The following is an 18,045-nucleotide window of genomic DNA, read 5'->3' as shown; positions in this document are numbered from 1 at the left end:
GAACATTGGCGAGTGGTGCCGTAGTTGTTTGTCTGGCATTTCCGGCGAATGCCGCAAGTCTTGGCGTATCCGTCGGAGGATCTGGCGGTATTAACGCCGGTGTTGGCGCCTCTATCGGTGGGTCGGGCGGTGTGAACGCCGGACTTGGCGCTTCGGTTGGCGGTTCAAACGGTGTGAACGCCGGCGCCGGTGCCTCGGTCGGTGGAACCAGCGGTGTCAATGCGGGCGCGACGGCTTCCATCGGTGGTTCCAATGGCGTGAATGCCGGCGCTGGCGCCTCGGTCGGCGGCACGAATGGTGTCACTGCCGGTCTTGGTGCCTCCGTTGGCGGTACGAGTGGCGTGAACGCCGGTCTCGGCGCTTCGGTTGGCGGCACGAACGGTGTCACTGCCGGTCTGGGGGCTTCTGTCGGCGGAACTGGCGGCCTGGGCGTCGGAGTTGGCGTAGGGGTCGGCGGCGGCACGAGTACTCCTTCGAACCCGTCTGGACCGAGTTCTCCGCGCAACCCGCTGAGCCCGGTCGCGCCGAGCGGACCGATTGTCAGCAATCCGAGCAATCCGAGCACCGTCAATCCCAACAATCCGGCCGTGCCGCGGGCTATTGCCCAATTGTCCGGCACGCAATTGGCCAAGCTCAAGATCCGCTGCGCCGAGGTGTTGAGAAGCGGAAGCTATGACAGCGACCTGCATGCCTTGTGCCTGCTTCTGGGTAAGGTCAATCGCTGAACCATCGCATTTTCCTGTAACGGACGGCCCGCTTCGGCGGGCCGTTTCGTTGCCGGTCACAGCATTCGAGTTGGGCGGGACGACAAGTTGTCTGGCCTAAATGTTCCCTTCATGTTCTCCCTTGCGGATATCTGCGACCAATGCGAAGCGATGCGCAGTCGAGTTATTTTTCGGGCGATTTTTTCGGGGCATTGGGCATTCATGAACAGCTATTCCGAACAGACAGGCCGCCTGGTTGCCCTTTTGCTCATCGCCGGCTCAGGCATCGTCGCCATCGCCAAGGGCATGAGCCTTTCGTTTCTGGCGATCAGGTTGCAGCGTGATTTCGGATTGGGACCCGCCGGCATCGGTGCGCTGATCGGGATCGGACCGTTGCTTGGCGCGATGGTCAGTCCGCTCGCCGGCACGGTTTCGGATCGGCTGGGGCGCCGTATGGTGCTCGCCATCGCCATCTCCTTTGCCGGTCTCGGCATGATCGGGCTTGGCCTCGCCCAGTCCGTTGCGGCGTTCGCGCTCTCGCACATTGCCGCCTCGATCGCCGGTGCGGTCTACGAGCCGGTGTCGCGAGCGATGATGAGTGACGCGGCGCCCGAAAAATTGCGCCTCAAGGTCTTCTCGTGGCGATATCTCGCCATCAATGCCGGTTGGGCGATCGGCCCGATGATCGGGCTGGCGTTCGGCGCGACGTCCGATGTGCTTTTCGTCGTCGCAGGTGTCGTCCATCTGGGTTTTGGGGCGGTCATCTTTCTGTTCGTGCCGGAAATCGCAGCGAACACGGAAACCGCCGCTGAGCAGCGCGTTGGCGGCCTACGACGCCTGATTGGCGCGTTTCGCGACCAGCGGCTCATGTTTTTCGCCGGTGGCGGCACCTTGCTGGTCGCTGTCTACGGGCAGTGGTCGGTGCCGCTGTCGCAATACATCACCAAGGATTTCGCCAGGGGCGTTGAGATTTTCGCGTTGCTGGTCAGCACGAACGCCGCTGCCGTGCTCGTCACCAGCACGCCGGCGCGCCTCGTCATCGAGCGCATCGGAGCGCTGCGCGCACTCGTGCTCGGTTGCCTGATGTTCCTCATCGGAAATCTGGGCTTTGCAATGTCTTCCAGCGTCGAGATGCTCGTCGTTTCAATGATTGTCTTTACGATCGGCGAAGTTCTGGTCGTGCCGGCCGAGTATATGCTGGTCGACGGCATTTCCACGGCCGCCAATCGCGGCACCTATTTCGGCGCGCACTCGTTTTCTTCGATCGGCAATTTCTTTGGACCGCTGCTGGCTGGAATGGCGCTCGGCGCCTATGGCGGAACCGGTATGTTCCTGTTGTTCGCGCTGTTTTCGGCCGGCAGCGCATTGCTTTTCGCCATCGGCCACTCGCTGCCCCCGCCGCGCCCATTGGGTGCGGGCGTTACTGCCAAGAACCCTGACGCCGTCCTCGGTGACCTGTTGCGGGCCGGCCGCTTGGTCGGAACTTGAGCCGGTCGTTGCCCGCCAGGCCAACTGGCACTGCCTCGGATTTAACGGTGTCGACTGGACGCCCTTGCCATTGTGGTCTGTCCGGGCCAAATACGCGCCGCTATGCTTATCATCAATGATCTCTCGCTCCGCATCGCCGGCCGCCTGCTTCTCGACCATGCCTCGCTGACGTTGCCGGCGGGCACGAAGGCCGGGCTCGTCGGACGCAACGGCACCGGCAAGACCACGCTGTTCAAGGCCATCACCGGCGATCTCAGCTCCGAGACCGGGTCAGTCAGCGTGCCGAAGAACACGCGCATCGGCCAGGTCGCGCAGGAAGCGCCCGGCACCGAGGATTCGCTGCTCGAGATCGTGCTTGCCGCCGACAAGGAGCGTGCGGCTCTCCTCGAAGAGGAAAAGACCGCGACCGATCCGCATCGCATCGCCGAAATCCATATCCGGCTAGCTGACATTGATGCGCATACCGCCGAATCCCGCGCCGCCACCATTCTGGCCGGCCTTGGCTTCGACGAAGTGGCGCAGCAGCGTCCGGCTTCGTCCTTTTCGGGCGGCTGGCGCATGCGTGTGGCGCTGGCCGCGGTGCTGTTCTCGCAGCCCGACCTTCTGCTCCTCGACGAGCCGACCAACTATCTCGACCTGGAAGGCACGCTCTGGCTGGAGAACTATGTTTCGAAGTACCCGCATACGGTGCTTCTGATCAGCCACGATCGCGATCTTCTGAACCGCGCGGTCAATTCGATCGTGCATCTAGACCAGCAGAAGCTGAGCTTCTGGCGCGGCGGGTACGACCAGTTCGAGCGGCAATTGTCCGAGCAGCAGGAGCTGCAGGAAAAGGGCCGGGTAAAACAGGAAGCGCAGCGCAAGCATCTGCAATCCTTCGTCGATCGCTTCCGCGCCAAGGCCTCGAAGGCGAGGCAGGCGCAGTCGCGCATCAAGGCGCTGGAGCGCATGAAGCCGATCGCCGCGCTGGTCAACGATAGCGTCAAGCCGTTCTCCTTCCCGGAGCCGGTCAAGACGGTGGCCTCGCCGATCGTTGCGCTCTCCGGTGTCAACGTCGGCTACGCGCCGGGCCAGCCGATCCTGAAGAAGATGACGCTGCGCATCGACGCCGACGATCGCATCGCGCTGCTCGGCGCCAACGGCAACGGCAAGTCGACCTTCGCCAAGTTGCTCGCCGGCAGGCTGAAGGCCGAGACCGGCACGATGACGATTGCGCCGGGGTTGAAGGTGGCGATCTTCGCCCAGCATCAGCTCGACGATCTGCGCCCCGACGAGAATGCCTATGAGCATGTGCGCCGGCTGATGCCGGAGGCGCCCGAATCGAAGGTTAGGGCGCGTGTCGCGCAATTCGGTCTGGCGACCGAGAAGATGAACACCCCCGCCAAGGATTTGTCCGGTGGCGAAAAAGCGCGCCTTCTCATGGGGTTGGCGGCTTTTGATGGACCGAACCTGTTCATCCTCGACGAGCCGACCAACCATCTCGACATCGATTCCCGCGAATCGTTGATCCATGCGCTCAACGATTTTCCGGGCGCCGTGATCCTGGTTTCCCACGACCGCCACCTGCTCGAAGCGACGGCCGACCGGCTGTGGCTAGTCAAGGACGGCGTGGTCAACCCGTATGATGGCGACCTCGACGACTACAAGACCTTGGTGACCGGCGTGTCGGGCGACCGTCGCGAGAAGCGCGAAGCCGACAAGGCCTCGAAGGCCGACCGCCGCCGCGAGGCCGCCGCAAGACGTGCAGCGCTGGAGCCTCTGGCCAAGGAAATCCGGGCGACAGAAGGACTTATGGACCGTCTGCGCAAGCGAATCGATCTGATCGAGGACGAGCTCGCCAATCCGGCGCTCTACGAAAAGGACCCGATCAAGGCGACGAGGCTGGCCAAGGAGCGTTCCGAGCTTTCCGGCCAGCTCAACGGCCATGAGGAGCGCTGGCTGACGATGTCAGCCGAATATGAGGAAGGCGTCGCGGAATAGGCGGATCAGCCGCTCGCGGTCGAAAAGTGGATATCCGCGCCGAACGGCAGCCGGAGTCAAAAAACTTCGCTTTTTCTTTTCAAGCGCTTGCGCGGATTTTGAAAGGAACGGCGATGCTTTTTGTTCACATGGGCGAAATCTGTCCGAAAATGCCCGTGTTTCCTTCGCTCGAAGGCTTATTGGCCGCGCAAATTACGAAATGACCGTGTCACCCGACCTCCGTCGAGTCGCAGCGGCGTCGAAACGAGAATCAGGATCATGAATCTGGTTCGATGAACGACCGTCCCTCCGCGTAACGGACGGACGGCCGCGCCCGATCTCAATGCAGCTTGCCGAGCACTGTGTCGCGAAGCTCGCGCGGTGCGACTTCGTATTTGGCCTTGAAGGCTCGTGAGAAGTGCGCGCTCGAATTGAAGCCGCAGGCAAAGGCGATTTCGGAAATCGAGACGTCGGCCGAGGCCAGCAGGGCCTCGCGGCTGCGCTCCAGTCGCCGGTCCCAGACGAAACGCTCCAGCGTCATGCCTTCGCCCTCGAAGGCGCGATGCAGGTAGCGGCGCGAGCAGCCCATATGGCGGGCGATCTCGTCGGTCGACAGGTTGGAGCGGGCCAGATTGGCGTCGATATAGGCGACGATGCGCTCGCGCAGCGCTTCCAGCGGGGCGCGACGCGCTTCGACCGGCTGCGGCTTGCCGCGGATCAGGCCGTTGACGAGCTGGATAAGGCTTTCGCCGACACGCCGGCAGCCGATCTCGTCGAGACGGCGTGCCTCGCCGATCGCCATCTGCATGAGGCCGGAGACGATGTGGGTCAGGCTGTCGTCTTCGCCCGGCAGCGGCAGCGGCGCGGCAAGCCGGGCCAGCGTGTCGTCGGTGAAGGTCGAACGCGGCACCTGCAGGATGAGCTGGTTGACGCCGCTGAGGTTCTGCAGCGTGTAGGCGCGCACCGGGTCGTAGATGATCGTGGATCGCGGATTGAGGTCGACGGCGATCGATTGCTGTTCGAATCGGCTGCGACCGTTGAGCTGCACGAGGATCTTGATGGCATCGGGGTCGAAGCTGCGCCAATAGGCGCGGTCATTGACCACCAGATGCGACTTGGCCCTGATTTCCGACAACCGGCAGGGCCCCAGATTGACCGAGACCAGCTTGGGGATGGATTCGGCCGACCCGCGCGCGAACCGCTGCGTGATCGGGCCGAACAACATGCGCGACGTGGACAGGAAGGCCTCGCCGTCGGCAACGCTCAGATGATGGGCGGCAGCTTGCATGTCGTTCCTCCTAGAAGCAGCCTCCCGTCTTGGCGCGGGATGGTGCTGCAGCCTAGCGCAAATGCGAGCGCGGCGCAGCCATCAAGGAACTTAACACGCTAATCATCTTCGGGGCAACGGGGCGAAGACGCGGCCGATGTCCATGTCAGACGGGGTCGCCGGCCAGCCTTGCCGAGATCTGGCGCGCCGCCCGCATCGCCGCTTCGCCCTGGCTGGCCGCAACCGCGTCGCTGGCCCGCGACATGGGGCAGGCGACGGCCATCGTGCCGATCGGCGCGTTGTCCGAACCCAGTATCGCCACAGCAACGCTGTGCACGCCTTCCTCGTAACCCTGGGCGCTGCGCGAATAGCCGTGCCTGGCGGCGAGGCGTATGGCCTCGATCAATTGGTCGCGGTCGGTGACGGTGTGCGGGGTAAAGCGATCGAGCGGCCTGTCGACATGGGTTTGCAAGATGTCGGCTCGCGAGGCGGACAGGAAGGCGATGCCCGACGCGGTGCCATGGAGCGGCAGCACCTGGCCGACATCGACATTGACGCGATTGGCCTTGGTCGACAGTTCCACATGCACGGTCAGCAGCGCGCCGGCGCTGAATTCCGAAAGGTGGACGGTCTCGCCCGTCTCGACAGACAGATCGCGTACGATGGGGGCGGCGACCCGCACATAGGGAAAATGCGCGTCGCGGATGCGGCCGAGCCGAGACAGGCCGGCGCCGAGCCGATAGCGCCGGCTATGCGGCTCTTGTTCGATCAGGCGATGGCCGGCGAGCGCGACGAGCAGTCGCCGCGCCGTCGCCTTGTCGAGCCCCGCCTTGCGGGCAATGTCCGACAGGCCGATTTCGGGCTCGGCCAGGGTGAACAGTTCCAGCAGTGAGATGGCTTTGTGAACGGTGCTCATCGAGCAGGTCTCTCCGAGATAATTAGCGTGTGAATTAACTTGACAGCACGCGATTCAACCGACAGTCTGTCTACAACATATAAAACGTCGGTTCAAATAATGAACCGAAGCGAGTTGGAACGTGTTGCGGCGACGCAGGTCCGGGCAACGCCAAGGGAGACGATGATTGTGACGGCAGCCGCCCGAACCGATTCACATGCCGCGACGATCGACACGCTGCTGGACCGCGAGCAGGAACGCTTCCTGCGTCTTCATCCTCGCTCCGCCCAGGACTGGGAAGCTGGCAAGCAACATTTCCTCTATGGCGGACCGTCGCACTGGATGCGCCGCTGGGCCGGCGGCTTTCCCGTCTATGCCGCCGAAGCCAAGGGTGCCCATATCCGCGATGTCGACGGCAACGACTATGTCGACTTCGCGCTTGGCGACACCGGCGGCATGTGCGGCCATGCCCCGGAGGCGGTGACGCGCGCGGCCGTTCGGCAATTGCAGAACGGCACCACCATGATGTTGCCGACCGAGGACAGCCTCTGGGTCGGCGCCGAACTGACGCGCCGCTTCGGCATGCCTTACTGGACGCTGACCACCTCGGCCACCGACGCCAATCGCGGCGCCATCCGCATCGCCCGCATGATCACGGGCCGGCCGAAGGTGCTGGTCTTCTCCGGCTGCTATCACGGCGGCGTCGAGGAAGCGCATGTCGAAATCCGCGACGGGCGCGTCGGCCTGCGCAACATGATCCATCCGAACGGCGTCGATCATTCCACCGTCTCGCGCGTGGTCGAGTTCAACGATGTCGCGGCCCTTGAGCAGGCGCTGTCGGCCGGCGACGTCGCCTGCGTGCTGACCGAGCCGCTGATGACCAATTTCGGCATGATCCCGGTGGCCGACGGTTTCCACGAAGCGCTGCGCGAAATCACCCGGCGCACCGGCACGGTGCTGATCATTGACGAGACCCACACCATTTCCAGCGGGCCGGGCGGCTACACCAGCCAGCACGGCCTGGAGCCGGACATTCTCGTAGCGGGCAAGGCGATCGCCGGTGGCATTCCGGCCGGCGTGTTCGGCGTTTCCCAGGAGATTGCGGAACGGCTGTGGGCGATCGTGCCGATGGTCAACCCGCGCGTGCGGCAGTCAGCCCATCTCGGCATCGGCGGCACGCTGGCCGGCAATGCGCTGACGGTGGCCACCATGCGCGCGGTGCTGGAAGAGGTGCTGACGCCGGCGAACTTCGAACGGATGATCGCCAATGCCACACGCCTTGCCGACGGCGCGCGCGGCATCATCGAGGCGCGCAAATTGCCCTGGCACGTCACCCAGATCGGTGCGCGCGCCGAGATCATGTTCATGCCGAAGCCGCCGCGCAACGGCGCCGACGTGATCGCCGGCCGGCGCGGCGACCTCGAGACGCTGCTGCACGCCTATTACATGAACGAAGGCATATTGGTGACGCCGTTCCACACAATGTTCCTGATGTGCCCGGCGACGACGGCCGCTCAAGTCGACCGTCATACCGAGGTTTTCGGACGCTTCGTCGATCTTTTGGCCGACGCGGGAGTGTCCTGACCGATGAGCGCGCCCGCCTTCGATCTGAGCGGACGGGTCGCCCTGGTGACGGGCGGCGGACGCGGCATCGGCGCCGCGATCGCGACGCGTTTGGCCGAGGCCGGAGCTTCCGTCGTCATCGCCAACCGCACGCTCGATGTCGCGGAAGCGCTCGCCGCCGACCTCACCGCTCGCAACCTTTCGGCGCGGACCGCGCCGTTGCCGGGTCTCGGAAGGGCGGAGTTGCATGATCTCGTCGGCAGCGCGGCGGCAGGGGCGGGACGGCTCGACATCGTCGTGCACAATGCCGGCGGCTGTCCCTGGGCGTCGATCGACGAGCTGGACGAAGAGAAGCTCGAACAGGCGCTGTCGCTGAACCTCAAGGCCTGTTTCTGGCTGGCGCAGGCGGCGGCGCCGATCATGCGCAGGCAGAATTTCGGCCGCATCCTGGTGACGTCGTCGGTCTCGGCGCGTGTCGCCATGGCCGGCGGCGCGCATTATTCGGCGGCCAAGGCCGGCGTGAACGCCTTTATCCGGGGCGCCGCCTTCGAATATGCCCGCGACGGCATCACGGTGAACGGCGTCGAGCCGGGCTTCATCGCCAAGGATCGCGGCTCGATGAGCAAGCCTGAGGTGGCGGACAGGCTCGGCCAGTTCATCCCGGTCGGCCACTATGGCGAGGCCGACGATATCGCCTTCGCCATGCTCTATCTGGCGTCTGAGCAAGCCAAATACACCACCGGCCAGACCATCGTCGTCGACGGCGGCTCGACCCTGCCGGAAACCGGATACGCGGTCGAAAAGCATTGGGGGCTGTCGTGAGCGGGCGTTTGCAGGGGCGCAGGGCGCTGATCACCGGTGCCGCCACCGGCATGGGGCGGGCGACCGCCGAATTGTTCAGCAGGCAGGGCGCCGAGATCGTGCTGTTCGGCCTCGGTGGTGAGGCATTGGACGATGCGGCGAAGGCAAGCGGCGGCAGGGCCGTGCATGGCGACATCACCGAGAAAGCCGACGTCAACCGCGCCATCGATGCCTGCGATGGCCAGCTCGACATCGTCGTCAATGCCGCCGGGTTGATGATCCTCGACGAACCGGAAACGCTGACCGACGAGACCTGGGAGAAAAGCTTCGCCGTCAATGTCACCGGTTCGATGATGGTGTGCCGGGCGGCGCTGCCATTGCTGAAGAAAAAGGGCGGCGCGGTCGTCAACATCGCCTCGGTCGGCGCCTTCAACGCCAGCGCCCAGAACGCCGCATATTCGGCGAGCAAGGCGGCGCTCGTCTCCTACACACGCTCGCTCGCCTATGCGCACGGGCCGGACGGCATCCGCGCCAACGCGCTGGCGCCGGGCTGGGTGCGCACGCCGATGAGCGAGGAGGAGATGGAGGCCGCCGCTGCCCTGAGCGGCGCGACGCCGGAACAGGAATTCGCGGCGCTGACCGGACGCATCGCGCTGAGGCGCATCGCCGACCCCGCCGAGATCGCGTCCTGCTGCCTTTTTCTCGCGTCCGACGAGGCGTCGTTCGTGACGGGCGCGGTGCTGGTTGCCGACGGCGGAGGACGGGCGCCGACCCACAACAGGGCGGTGTGAGGAGAACACGGTCGGCAAACGGCCGAATGCATTGGGTGGAGGAAATTGAGAATGCCTGACAAAAGTGCCGACCTGGTTCTTGGGCAGGGCCGCATCTACACGATGAACCGCAGGCAGCCCTGGGCATCGCATGTTGCGGTGAAGGGCGGCCGCATCGTCGCGGTCGGCGACGCGGCGAGCGTCGCGCCTTTTACCGGCAAGAATACGCGTTCGGTCGATCTCAAGGGCACGATGCTGATGCCGGGCGTCGTCGACGTGCACGCCCATTTGATGATGGGCGGCCAGGCGGAACTGTTCGAGCTGCGTTATGCCTCGACCTCCAGCTTCGAGACCATTGTCGAGAAGGTGCGCGAGAAGGCGGCCTCGACCAAGCCCGGCAGCTGGATCATCGGCGGCCAGTGGGGCAGCGACCTGCATGCGAAGCTGAACAGCCTCGAAGCGCTGGCCAGGCTGGATGATGCCGCGCAAGGCCGTCCGGTGATGCTGCGCGACGACAGCTATCACAACCGCTGGGTGAATTCCGAAGCGATGCGGCTGGCCGGCATCACCCGGGAGACGCCGGACCCCGACAAGGGCTCGATCGGCCGCGACCCGGCAACCGGCGCGCCGACCGGCCTGATGATCGAATCCGCCTCGGGCCTGGTCGAAAGCGTGATCGCCAATTCCGGCTACTACACGCAGGAAATGGACCGGGCGGCGATGGCGCAATCCATCTCGACGCTGAATTCCTACGGCGTGACGGCCTTTCTGGACGCCGCCGCCATGCAGCCGATCCTGGCCGCGTTGAAGGGCCTCGACGATCGCGGCGAACTGACCGCCTGGTCGGTGTCGGCGATGCCGGCGGTGGAACCGTCCTTCATGTTCGGCATCGCCGGCGACGAGTTGATCGCGCTGAAGGAGCAGTATCGCAGCGCCCATGCCAAGCCGGACTTCGTGAAGGTCTTCCTCGACGGCGTGCCGGGCGCCAAGACCGCCGCCTTCCACGAGCCCTATGTCGCCGACCCGATCCTGGGCTGCTGTTTCCGCGGCTCGACCATCGTCACCGTGCCGGACCTGATCCGCTGGGTCGGCAAATGCGAAAAGCTCGGGCTGGCGGTGAAGATCCACTGCGCCGGCGATGCGGCGGTGACCCAGGCACTCGACGCCATCGATGTCGTGCGCTCCTTCAATGGCCCGACCAGGCTGATCCACCACATCGCCCATGCCAGCTATATCGCGCCCGCCGACATTGCGCGCTTCGCCGAACTCGGCGTCGCCGCCGATTTGTCGCCGTTCCTCTGGTATCCGACCAGCTTCCTCGAGGGTCACAAGCAGGCGATGGGCGTGGAGCGGGCGCTGCGCTTCTGGCCGAACAAGCAATTGTTGGCGGCCGGCGCGCTGCTGGCCGGCGGTTCCGACTGGCCGGTGATGCCCAATCCCGACCCGTGGAACGGCATCGAGGGCCTGGTGACGCGCCAGAACCCGAGCGGCGAGTTCGCCGGCGAAGCGCTCTGGCCGGAAGAGGCGATCGACGTCGCCACAGCACTCGAGATCTTCACCATCAACTCGGCCCGCGCCATCGGGCTCGGCGAGACGATCGGCTCGATCGAGGTCGGCAAGTCGGCCGACTTCATCGAACTCGACCGCAACGTGCTCGACATTCCGGCCGACGAGATCGCCGACATCAAGGTGATGACCACCTGGTTCGAGGGGAGGGTGGTGTATGAACGAAGCTGACGCTGGGCTCATCCCGGTCACCATCCTCACCGGCTTCCTCGGCTCCGGCAAGACGACGCTGCTCAACCGGCTGCTGAAAGAGCCCTCGCTGGCGGGTGCGGCCGTCATCGTCAACGAGTTCGGCGCGGTCGGGCTCGACCATCTGCTGATCGAGGCCAGCGAGGAGCAGTTCCAGTTGCTCGACAATGGCTGCGTGTGCTGCACGGTGCGTGGCGATCTGGTCGAGACGCTGAAGGCGCTGCACCGCCGCACCGCCGAGGGCGAGCTGCCGCAACTCAGCCGCGTCGTCATCGAGACGACGGGTCTGGCCGATCCCGCGCCGATCCTGCACACGCTGATCGCCGAACCGGAGCTCGCCAGCCGCTACCGCATCGCCGGTGTGGTCACCACGGTCGACGCCGTCAACGGTCCGGCGACGCTGGAGCGCCATGCCGAGGCGGCGAAGCAGGTGGCGGTGGCCGACCGCCTGATCATCACCAAGGCCGATCTTGCCGACGGCTGGACGGTGGAAGCGCTGGAGCGCCGGCTTGCGGCGCTGGCGCCGGCGGCGGAGCGGAGCCTCGTCGCGGATGTCGAGCTGGAGACCCTGCTCGACGCCGAGACGCTTGCGGGCGAGGCGCGGGCGGACAGGATCGCGGCATGGTTCGACAAGGCCGAGCAGTCGGTTCACGACCACGCGCATGAATGCGGCGCCGGTTGCGATCACCATGACCATGACCACCATCATGATCATGGCCGCCACCACGGCATCCAGTCCTACAGCTTCGTCATCGACGAGCCGGTCGAGTGGTCGGCCTTCGCCACCTGGCTCGACTACGTCGCGGCGTTGAAGGGGGAGGACCTTCTGCGCCTGAAGGGGCTGGTCTGCGTCGCCGACGATCCGGAACGTCCGCTGGTGCTGCACGGCGTGCAGCATGTGTTCCATCCGCCGGTCCGGCTCGACGCTTGGCCGTCTGAGGATCGGCGCACCAGGCTCGTCTTTATCGTCCGCGATATCGCGCGGGAGGTGATCGAACGGACGCTCGTGAAATTCGCCGGGGTTCGCCCGGCGGGACCGCAGGCGCCCGAAAGACATGCGGCATGACAACCAACAATCAAGGGGAGTGAGACACATGCATTGGAAATCAGCTTTGCTTTCTGGCGTCTTTGCCGCGATCGGCATCGGCGCCCTGACGGGAGGTGCCGCGGCCGCCGGTCCGACCTGCGCCAACGGCACGATCAAGGTCGGCGCGGTCTCGACCATCACCGGCCCCGCCGATTTCAGCGAAGTGCCGAAGGCGACGCAGGCTGCGTTCGATGCCGTCAACGCCGCCGGCGGCATCAATGGCTGCAAGATCGAATACACGATCGCCGACGACAAGGCCGATCCCGCCGTTGCCGCCCAGGCCGCGCGCGACCTGATCGACAACAAGGAAGCGGTCGCCCTCGTCGGTTCGGGCAGCCTGCTCGACTGCGCCGTCAACGCCGTCAACTACAGCCGCAAGAAGGTCCTGTCGGTGCAGGGGCTGGGTGTCGACGCCGCCTGTTTCTCCTCGCCCAGCGTCGCACCCGTCAATGTCGGCCCGTTCACGCTGTCGACCGCCATGGGCTACTACGCAACCAATGTGCTGAAGAGCCAGAAGTTCTGCGCTTTCTTCATCATCATCGGCGGCACCCAGGAAGCCTATAAGAAGGGTATCGAGGATTGGGAGAAGATCACCGGCCAGAAGGTGCATCTGCTCGATCTGACGCTGCCGTTCCAGGGCGACCTGACGCCCTACGTCATCAAGGCGCGCGATGCCGGCTGCGACACGGTGCTGACCAACCAGGTCGAGCCGCAGGTGGTGCAACTGATCAAGACGGTGGATGCGCAGAAGATCACCGGCATCAACTGGCTGTTCCTGGCGCCGGGCTACACGGTGCAGGTGGCGAAGGCGCTCGCCGACACCAAGCAGCCGATCTATGCCGGCACCGAATGGGAGCCCTTCACCGAAACCGGGTCGGCCGCCAACGCTCAATGGATCGCCGACATGAACAAAGCCGGCCGGCCGCTCACCGCCTTCTCGCAGGGTGGCTATCTGGCCGCCAAGATGTTCCTCAAGGTGATCGAGGGCATCGATGGCGAAGTGACGCGCGAAAGCGTGAGCAAGGCGCTTCTGCAAATGAAGCCGATCTCCGATCCGCTCGCCGGCTCGCCCTACGTATTCGGTGAAGCAAAGACCCATTCGCCGATGCGCGCTACCAAGGTCATGAAGCTCGAAATGGGGGCCTGGAAGGTGGAGACACCGGAATGGGTCGTGCTTCCTGACGCAAAGTAGCCGCTGGCTGGGGGGCGGCGGACAGGTTCCGCCGTCCTCTTTTTTCATTCGGGATCATCAATGAATTCGTTTCTCACACCCGCAATCGCGGGGCTGGCGGCAGGCGGCACCTATGCGCTGCTCGGCGTCTGCGCCGTCTTCACCTACCGGCTCGTCGCCGTGGTCAATTTCACCGGTGCCGCGATCGGCTCGGCCGGCACCTTCGCGCTGATCGCGCTGACCGAGACTGGTTATCCGACATTTCCGTCGGTCATCGCCGGCATCCTGGTCGGCGCCGCGGTCGGTGTCGCGATCGGTTTCATCATGACCCGCTGGTTCGCGGAAGCGAGCCCGTCGACCAAGGCGGCGGTGACGGCGGCCATGCTGGTCGGCCTGATCGCCATCGGGTTGCGACTGACCGGCGGCCAGCATCCGCGCGTCATGCCGGACCTGTTTCCGGGCTCGGCCTTCCGCATGGCTGGCGTCGAGGTGACGATCGCCTCCGTTCTCACCATCGGCCTTGCCGTGCTTTTCACCGTGCTGTCCGACCTGTTCCTTAACCGCACCCGCATTGGCCTGCATCTTCGCGCGCTGTCGGAGCGGCCGCTTGCCGCCGAACTCTTGGGCGTCAAGGTCAGGCTTTTGTCTCTCCTGGTATGGGGTGCGACCGGCGCCTTCACCACCTTCGCGCTGATGATCATCGCGCCGCAGCGCTCGCCGAACTTCATGACACTGAGCCTGCTGGTTGTTCCGGCGCTGGCGGCTGCCCTTGTCGGGCTGTTCCGCAGCTTCTGGCTGACGCTTGCCGGCGGCATTCTGCTCGGCGTCGCCGAGGGCCTGGCGAGCTCGGTCGATTCGATCAGCCAATACCGCAGCGCCATTCCGTTCCTGGTCATCTTGGCCGTGCTTCTGTGGTCGCAGAGGGAGGCCCGCTGGGATGAAGCGCGCTAGTATCCGGGCCTCGCTCGTCATTCTTGCCGCCGCCATCGTGCTGGGCGGTGTCATCGTCGGGCTTTTGCCGTCCTATTGGGTGTTCCTGGCGACATCGGTGCTGATCACCGGCGTCGCGCTGCAGAGCCTCGGTCTCGTCGCCGGTCGCACCGGCATGATCGCGCTGTGCCAGATGTCCTTCGCCGGTGTCGGCGCATGGACGGTGGGTTATCTCAACCTCGCCGAAGCGCCGGGCGGACTGGCGACATGGATCCTGCTCGGCGGGTTTGCCGCCGTGCCGCTGGGCGTCGCCATCGGCCTGCCGGCGCTGCGCCTGCGCGGCATCAACCTTGCCATCGTCACTCTGTCCTTCGCCGCCGCCTTCGACGTCATCCTGGCGACCATGACCTTTCCCGGCCAGACCGCCTTCATCCAGGTGCCGCGACCGGCATTGTTCGACAGCGACGAGGGCTATTTCATCTTCGCGCTGATCTTCTATGTCGCGATTGCCGTCGTGCTGGAATTCCTGGCGCGTTCGCGGCTGGGAGCTTCCTGGCTGGCGGTGCGCCATTCCGAGCGCGCCGCCGCCGCCCACGGCGTCAGCGTCGCCAAGGCTAAATTGTCCGCCTTCGCCATCAGCGCCTTCATTGCCGGTATCTCCGGCGGCTTGCTGGCCGGTTATCTCGGCACGCTGGTCGCCGAGAATTTCTCGATGATGCAGTCGCTCAGCCTCTATGCGGTGGCGGTGATGACCGGCGCGCATTTTGCCGAAGGCGCCATCATCGGCGGCATTCTGGTGGTCATGTTCCCCGAACTGCTGCGTCGCTTCAACCTGCCGCAGGATCTCGGCAACGTGCTGTTCGCGGTCGGCGCGGTGCAGGCACTGTCGACCGGCGAGACGATGAGCGAGACCTTCCGCCGCCTGTTTCGCAAGCTGGCGCGCCGGCCGGGTCGGGTCGGCGGCGCGAAGGGCGATGACGGCGGCCTGCCGGCGCGCGTGTCGCATCCGGCGGGTGCTGCCCTGCAGGTGGACAAGCTGACCGTGCGCTATGGCAGCGTGGTTGCTCTCGATGGTGTCGACCTGACCGTTCCGGCCGGCATCGTCGCGGGCCTGATCGGCCCGAACGGCGCCGGCAAATCGACTTTCATCGACGCGGTGTCGGGGTTCCTTCGTTCCTATGAAGGATCCGTGCGATTGGGCGGCGTTGCACTCGAGGGACGGTCCGCGCATGAGCGCGCCCGTGCCGGCGTGCGCCGCACCTGGCAGACCAACCGCATCGCGCCGGAACTGACCGTCGGCGGCTATCTGCGGCTGGCGGCGGGAAACCTGACGGAGACCGAGGTGCGCGCGATGCTGGACTGGCTGGATTGCCCGGACCCGGAAACACCTGTCGTTGCCGTCGATGCCGGCACGCGCCGTCTGCTCGATGTCGCCGGCGTGGTGGCGGCGAGGCCCGCCGTCATCCTGCTGGACGAACCCGCCGCCGGCCAGTCGCACGAAGAGACGTTGAGGCTTGGCAGGCGCATCGCCGAAATTCCGGCGCGCTTCGGCTCCTCCGTGCTGCTCGTCGAGCACGACATGGATCTGGTGCGCAGCGCCTGCAGCCAGGTGACCGTGCTCGATTTCGGCCGTGTCATCGCGTCCGGCCCGCCGGCTGTTGTGCTCGACCAGAGCGCGGTCAAGCGCGCCTATCTCGGCATTGAGGAGAGTGTCGCGGCATGAGCGAACTTGTCATTTCTTCGCTGTCGATCAGCCGGGCCGAACTGCCGGTTGTCACGGGCCTCGACGCGCGCGTCGAAAGCGGCTCGATCAGTGTCGTTTTGGGCGCCAACGGTGCCGGCAAGACGACCTTGCTGGAAGGATTGTCCGGCGTCATCCCGGTCAGCGGCGGCGTGGTTTCGATCGACGGCCGCGAAATCCAGAAGGCGAGGCCCGGCCAGCGCTCGCGCGAGGGGCTGGCGCATGTCGAACAGGGCCGCACCATTTTCAGCCAGCTGACCACCGAGGAGAATTTGCGCGTGGCGCTGCGCGACGGCAGCGGTCTTTCCGAAGCCTATGCGCTGTTTCCGGAACTTCTGCAGCGCCGTTCCGTGCGGGCCGGCCTGTTGTCGGGCGGCGAGCAGCAGATGCTGGTGATTGCGCGTGCGCTGCTGACCCGGCCGAAGGTTTTGATGATCGACGAGATGTCGGCGGGGCTGGCGCCGGTGATCGTGTCCAGGCTGATGGCGGCGGTGCGCCGGCTGGCCGACACCGGCCTCGCGGTCCTTCTGGTCGAGCAGTTCGCAGCGCTCGCTCTGTCGATCGGCGACCGCGCCTATGTCATGCGCCGCGGCCGCGTCGTCTATGACGGCGACTGCCCGAGCCTGCTGCGCGCGCCGGACGAATTGCACCGGCTTTATCTCGGAGGGTAGGGCGGTCCGCCGCACCCACTTCGCCGCCCGATTTTTGCACACGCAAGCCGGACGGCGTCTGGTGTAATGGGGCTAAGTCCCGGATGTTTTAGCCGCTTCGCAAAAACGACACGTGCACAAGCGATCCTTGTTAAGGATTTGTTAAATGCGCGGTCTTGCTATTGGCGGCCATGGACGACGTGTTTCTGAAACTGTCGGAAATTCAGGAGCGTTCCGGCGCGTTCATTGCGCTTTACGACGGTTCCGACTGCTTGCGCTTCGCCAACCGGGCCTTTCGGGAAGCCTATTTCATCGAACCGGACGAAACGCCGCTCTGGGCGGATCTGATGCGCCGCAACTTCGCCGCCGCGCGCGGCACGGTGATCCGCACCCATGCCTTCGAGGAATGGCTGGTCTCGACGCAATCCCGGCGCGGCAAGGTCGGCTTCAGGGCGTTCGAGACCGATCTCGCCGACGGCCGCTGGCTCTGGATGACCGAAACCGTCGACGACAATGGCTGGATGCTGTGCATCGCCTCCGACATCACCTCGATCCGGGCGGCCGAACGCAAAGTGCGGCAGGACCGCGACTTTGCCATGAAAGTTGCCCAGACCGATGAACTGACCGGCGTCGCCAACCGCCGTTTCGTCCTGGCCCGCGCCGAGGACGTCATCGCCAAGGCCGCCGCCTTGTCCAAGAGCGTCGGCTGCCTGGCGATCCTCGACCTCGACAATTTCAAATACATCAACGACCGTTTCGGCCATGCAGCGGGCGACATCGTGCTGCGCGACTTCGCCAGGAAGATCCACGGACAGGTACGCCGGCTGGACAGTTTTGGCCGGATCGGCGGCGAGGAGTTCGCCCTCGTCCTGCCGGCGACCCGGCTGGAAGAGGCCGAACTGATTGTCGGCCGCATGCTGCTTCAGGTCAGGCAATCGCGCCCGCTCAGGGGCAATGCGGAATTCACCTACACATTCTCCGCCGGGATTTCCGAAGTCCGCGGCAACGATACGCTCGACACGCTCTATGAGCGCGCCGACAAGGCGCTTTATTGCGCCAAGCTCGGCGGCCGCGACCGCATCCAGGTGGAAAAGCCGACCGAAGGCGAGCCCGCGGCGGTCGGTTGACGCGGGGAGGGGGCTGGCGCGCATCCCTGGGGAAAAAGATGTAGCCGGTTTCCGAGCCTTTTTGCCGCGCAAACCGGCGGATTTGCGGGCTTTTCGACCTTGTGTTGCGCTCCCGTCAGTACCGGGTCGCGGAAAAA

Annotated in this window: 16 protein-coding genes; 14 read left to right on the top strand and 2 right to left on the bottom strand. The window is 65.2% G+C overall.

What is annotated here, in order from left to right; all coding sequences use genetic code 11:
- Positions 1 to 131 precede the first annotated feature (131 nt).
- The 4 genes from FZF13_RS24050 to FZF13_RS29070 all read left to right on the top strand — a co-directional run bounded on the left by FZF13_RS24050 (position 132) and on the right by FZF13_RS29070 (position 4,375).
- Positions 132 to 725 (top strand): hypothetical protein, encoded by a 594-nt coding sequence (locus tag FZF13_RS24050; RefSeq protein ID WP_307420571.1) that lies wholly within the window; start codon positions 132 to 134, stop codon positions 723 to 725.
- A gap of 201 nt (positions 726 to 926) precedes the next feature.
- Complete coding sequence (locus tag FZF13_RS24045) at positions 927 to 2,192, top strand: MFS transporter (protein WP_024926203.1); 1,266 nt, start codon at positions 927 to 929, stop codon at positions 2,190 to 2,192.
- A gap of 102 nt (positions 2,193 to 2,294) precedes the next feature.
- Positions 2,295 to 4,172, top strand: a complete 1,878-nt coding sequence (locus FZF13_RS24040) for an ABC-F family ATP-binding cassette domain-containing protein (protein WP_024926204.1) — start codon at positions 2,295 to 2,297, stop codon at positions 4,170 to 4,172.
- A gap of 26 nt (positions 4,173 to 4,198) precedes the next feature.
- Positions 4,199 to 4,375 carry a hypothetical protein gene (locus FZF13_RS29070; RefSeq protein WP_161773090.1) on the top strand — a complete coding sequence of 59 codons (177 nt, stop codon included), beginning with the start codon at positions 4,199 to 4,201 and terminating at the stop codon, positions 4,373 to 4,375.
- A gap of 116 nt (positions 4,376 to 4,491) precedes the next feature.
- On the opposite strand, the gene FZF13_RS24035 is transcribed toward FZF13_RS29070, so the two are convergent.
- Both FZF13_RS24035 and FZF13_RS24030 read right to left on the bottom strand, forming a co-directional pair.
- Positions 4,492 to 5,439, bottom strand: coding sequence for an AraC family transcriptional regulator (locus tag FZF13_RS24035; protein WP_024926205.1), 948 nt, complete (start codon positions 5,437 to 5,439; stop codon positions 4,492 to 4,494).
- A gap of 145 nt (positions 5,440 to 5,584) precedes the next feature.
- Entirely contained in the window at positions 5,585 to 6,334 is a 750-nt protein-coding gene (locus FZF13_RS24030) for an IclR family transcriptional regulator (protein ID WP_024926206.1), read from the bottom strand.
- A 168-nt stretch (positions 6,335 to 6,502) separates the two neighbouring features.
- Here FZF13_RS24030 and FZF13_RS24025 point away from each other — a divergent pair, with 168 nt between their 5' ends.
- From FZF13_RS24025 to FZF13_RS23980, 10 genes are all read left to right on the top strand, one after another.
- Positions 6,503 to 7,897 carry a transaminase gene (locus FZF13_RS24025; protein ID WP_036254043.1) on the top strand — a complete coding sequence of 465 codons (1,395 nt, stop codon included), beginning with the start codon at positions 6,503 to 6,505 and terminating at the stop codon, positions 7,895 to 7,897.
- Between the two features lie 3 nt (positions 7,898 to 7,900).
- Positions 7,901 to 8,698, top strand: a complete 798-nt coding sequence (locus FZF13_RS24020; protein WP_024926208.1) for an SDR family oxidoreductase — start codon at positions 7,901 to 7,903, stop codon at positions 8,696 to 8,698.
- Complete coding sequence (locus tag FZF13_RS24015) at positions 8,695 to 9,468, top strand: SDR family NAD(P)-dependent oxidoreductase (RefSeq protein ID WP_024926209.1); 774 nt, start codon at positions 8,695 to 8,697, stop codon at positions 9,466 to 9,468. The genes FZF13_RS24020 and FZF13_RS24015 overlap by 4 nt, the downstream gene beginning before the upstream one ends.
- 51 nt (positions 9,469 to 9,519) lie before the next feature.
- Positions 9,520 to 11,184 (top strand): amidohydrolase, encoded by a 1,665-nt coding sequence (locus FZF13_RS24010; protein ID WP_024926210.1) that lies wholly within the window; start codon positions 9,520 to 9,522, stop codon positions 11,182 to 11,184.
- Positions 11,171 to 12,268, top strand: coding sequence for a CobW family GTP-binding protein (locus tag FZF13_RS24005; RefSeq protein ID WP_024926211.1), 1,098 nt, complete (start codon positions 11,171 to 11,173; stop codon positions 12,266 to 12,268). The genes FZF13_RS24010 and FZF13_RS24005 overlap by 14 nt, the downstream gene beginning before the upstream one ends.
- Positions 12,269 to 12,296: 28 nt before the next feature.
- Positions 12,297 to 13,481 (top strand): ABC transporter substrate-binding protein, encoded by a 1,185-nt coding sequence (locus FZF13_RS24000; RefSeq protein WP_036254024.1) that lies wholly within the window; start codon positions 12,297 to 12,299, stop codon positions 13,479 to 13,481.
- 60 nt (positions 13,482 to 13,541) lie between these two features.
- A complete protein-coding gene (locus FZF13_RS23995; protein WP_024926213.1) occupies positions 13,542 to 14,411 on the top strand; it encodes a branched-chain amino acid ABC transporter permease in 870 nt (289 codons plus the stop codon).
- Positions 14,398 to 16,113, top strand: coding sequence for a branched-chain amino acid ABC transporter ATP-binding protein/permease (locus tag FZF13_RS23990; RefSeq protein ID WP_024926214.1), 1,716 nt, complete (start codon positions 14,398 to 14,400; stop codon positions 16,111 to 16,113). The genes FZF13_RS23995 and FZF13_RS23990 overlap by 14 nt, the downstream gene beginning before the upstream one ends.
- Entirely contained in the window at positions 16,110 to 16,802 is a 693-nt protein-coding gene (locus tag FZF13_RS23985) for an ABC transporter ATP-binding protein (RefSeq protein ID WP_024926215.1), read from the top strand. The genes FZF13_RS23990 and FZF13_RS23985 overlap by 4 nt, the downstream gene beginning before the upstream one ends.
- A gap of 170 nt (positions 16,803 to 16,972) precedes the next feature.
- Entirely contained in the window at positions 16,973 to 17,908 is a 936-nt protein-coding gene (locus tag FZF13_RS23980; protein ID WP_024926216.1) for a sensor domain-containing diguanylate cyclase, read from the top strand.
- Positions 17,909 to 18,045: the final 137 nt, after the last annotated feature.

The organism is Mesorhizobium terrae (assembly GCF_008727715.1).
GTDB classification, from domain to species: domain Bacteria; phylum Pseudomonadota; class Alphaproteobacteria; order Rhizobiales; family Rhizobiaceae; genus Mesorhizobium; species Mesorhizobium terrae.
The sequence above is the reverse complement of the archived record's forward strand: the minus strand, read 5'-3'. Positions and strand labels throughout refer to the sequence as shown.

Bases quoted from the DNA above. Each gene is read 5' to 3' on its own strand.
- FZF13_RS24045 (WP_024926203.1), top strand. From the start codon at position 927: ATGAACAGCTATTCCGAACAGACAGGCCGCCTGGTTGCCCTTTTGCTC.
- FZF13_RS24040 (WP_024926204.1), top strand. From the start codon at position 2,295: ATGCTTATCATCAATGATCTCTCGCTCCGCATCGCCGGCCGCCTGCTT.
- FZF13_RS24035 (WP_024926205.1), bottom strand. From the start codon at position 5,439: ATGCAAGCTGCCGCCCATCATCTGAGCGTTGCCGACGGCGAGGCCTTC.
- FZF13_RS24030 (WP_024926206.1), bottom strand. From the start codon at position 6,334: ATGAGCACCGTTCACAAAGCCATCTCACTGCTGGAACTGTTCACCCTG.
- FZF13_RS24020 (WP_024926208.1), top strand. From the start codon at position 7,901: ATGAGCGCGCCCGCCTTCGATCTGAGCGGACGGGTCGCCCTGGTGACG.
- FZF13_RS24010 (WP_024926210.1), top strand. From the start codon at position 9,520: ATGCCTGACAAAAGTGCCGACCTGGTTCTTGGGCAGGGCCGCATCTAC.
- FZF13_RS24005 (WP_024926211.1), top strand. From the start codon at position 11,171: ATGAACGAAGCTGACGCTGGGCTCATCCCGGTCACCATCCTCACCGGC.
- FZF13_RS24000 (WP_036254024.1), top strand. From the start codon at position 12,297: ATGCATTGGAAATCAGCTTTGCTTTCTGGCGTCTTTGCCGCGATCGGC.
- FZF13_RS23995 (WP_024926213.1), top strand. From the start codon at position 13,542: ATGAATTCGTTTCTCACACCCGCAATCGCGGGGCTGGCGGCAGGCGGC.
- FZF13_RS23990 (WP_024926214.1), top strand. From the start codon at position 14,398: ATGAAGCGCGCTAGTATCCGGGCCTCGCTCGTCATTCTTGCCGCCGCC.
- FZF13_RS23985 (WP_024926215.1), top strand. From the start codon at position 16,110: ATGAGCGAACTTGTCATTTCTTCGCTGTCGATCAGCCGGGCCGAACTG.
- FZF13_RS23980 (WP_024926216.1), top strand. From the start codon at position 16,973: ATGGACGACGTGTTTCTGAAACTGTCGGAAATTCAGGAGCGTTCCGGC.